Origin of the sequence: Buttiauxella noackiae ATCC 51607, from assembly GCF_001654865.1 — a bacterium.
Classification (GTDB): domain Bacteria; phylum Pseudomonadota; class Gammaproteobacteria; order Enterobacterales; family Enterobacteriaceae; genus Buttiauxella; species Buttiauxella noackiae.
This window is the reverse complement of record NZ_LXEO01000033.1, coordinates 1-1,483: the sequence shown is the minus strand read 5'-3', so window position 1 is coordinate 1,483 and position 1,483 is coordinate 1. Positions and strand designations below refer to the sequence as shown.

General features: G+C 45.2%; 2 protein-coding genes. One reads left to right on the top strand and one right to left on the bottom strand.

Annotated features, from left to right (window positions below):
• Positions 1-44 precede the first annotated feature (44 nt).
• Complete coding sequence (gene ung / locus M979_RS12290) at positions 45-725, bottom strand: uracil-DNA glycosylase (protein WP_034461813.1); 681 nt, start codon at positions 723-725, stop codon at positions 45-47.
• Between the two features lie 320 nt (positions 726-1,045).
• On the opposite strand from ung, the gene grcA reads away from it, so the two are divergent.
• Complete coding sequence (gene grcA / locus M979_RS12285) at positions 1,046-1,429, top strand: autonomous glycyl radical cofactor GrcA (protein ID WP_064555092.1); 384 nt, start codon at positions 1,046-1,048, stop codon at positions 1,427-1,429.
• The last annotated feature ends 54 nt before the right edge of the window (positions 1,430-1,483 follow it).

Here is a 1,483-nt window from a genome sequence, read left to right as displayed (position 1 = left end):
ATGATTGCTTTAAAAAGCCAGCGAAAGCTGGCTTTTTTGTCTCTTTAATCTGGCAATACAGGCGTCCAGTTAATCGCTGGCTGGTTGCGCTCAGTCAGATACTGGTTGGTTTTAGAGAAGTGGCCGCAACCCATGAATCCCCGATGCGCTGATAACGGTGAAGGGTGGGGCGCTTGTAAAACATAATGGCGCTGCCTGTCGATAATGCTGCCTTTCTTCTGCGCGTGTGAACCCCATAGTAAAAAGACGACGCCTTCACAGTGTTCGTTAATCAGCGCTATCACTTTATCCGTGAATGTTTCCCAGCCTAATTTCGCATGAGAATGCGCATTGCCTGCTTCAACAGTTAATACGGTATTGAGCAACAATACCCCCTGACGCGCCCAGCTTTCCAAATAGCCGTGGTTTGGCCGTGAAAAATCAGCAATATCGTTTTGCAACTCTTTATACATATTGGCTAGTGAAGGTGGTACTGCAATACCAGGAAGCACAGAAAACGCGAGTCCATGGGCTTGCCCTGGACCGTGGTAAGGGTCTTGCCCAAGGATCACCACTTTTACATCACCCAGTTCCGTAAATCTGAAAGCGTTGAATACATCTTTCTGCGGCGGGTAAACCGTTACGCCGGCGGCACGCCGTTCTGCAACGGTTGCCAGAGTGTTTGTGAAATAGGGTTGCTGCTTCTCTTGCGCCAGCACGTCGTGCCAAGTGAGGGGAATGGCCATCTCGCTCTCCTGCGATTCTGAATGATGTTAGCTTAACCACTTCTTTCTACTAAGCAAAATGGTTGAGCATCTATAAAGGCAGGAACCTAAAAAAAGTTGAAAATTTACATAATTTTTAATTTAAGCGAGGTGAGCTAAGTTGATGTAAAACAAATAAATGATATCATAGCCACATTACAGGCATGGTTTTAATTGATTTAAATCAAAGTTTGAAGCGACTTTGGCTAGTATAAAGATCAGTAACGCAACAATGGTTTTACCAATGAGCCAGCTTATGGCCCGAAATAGAATCACAAAATTAGCCCATAGGGAGAAATAAAATGATTACTGGTATCCAAATTACTAAAGCTGCAAATGATTCCTTCCTGAACTCAATCTGGCTGCTGGACAGCGAGAAAGGCGAAGCACGTTGTGTTTGTGCTAAAGCTGACTTTGCAGAAGACGAAGTTGTAGAAGTGAGCAAATTGGGTGAGTTCGAATATCGCGAAATCCCAGTTGAAGCAAAACCTGAAGTTCGTGTGGAAGGTGGTCAGCACCTGAATGTGAACGTTTTGCGTCGTGAAACTCTGGAAGATGCAGTTAAGCACCCAGAAAAATACCCACAGCTGACCATTCGTGTGTCTGGTTATGCGGTGCGTTTCAATTCACTGACTGCAGAACAGCAGCGTGACGTTATTGCTCGTACTTTCACTGCCAGCCTGTAATTTCTAAAGTATCTAAAAAGCCGGTGCTCATGCGCCGGCTTTTTTTATGGGGTT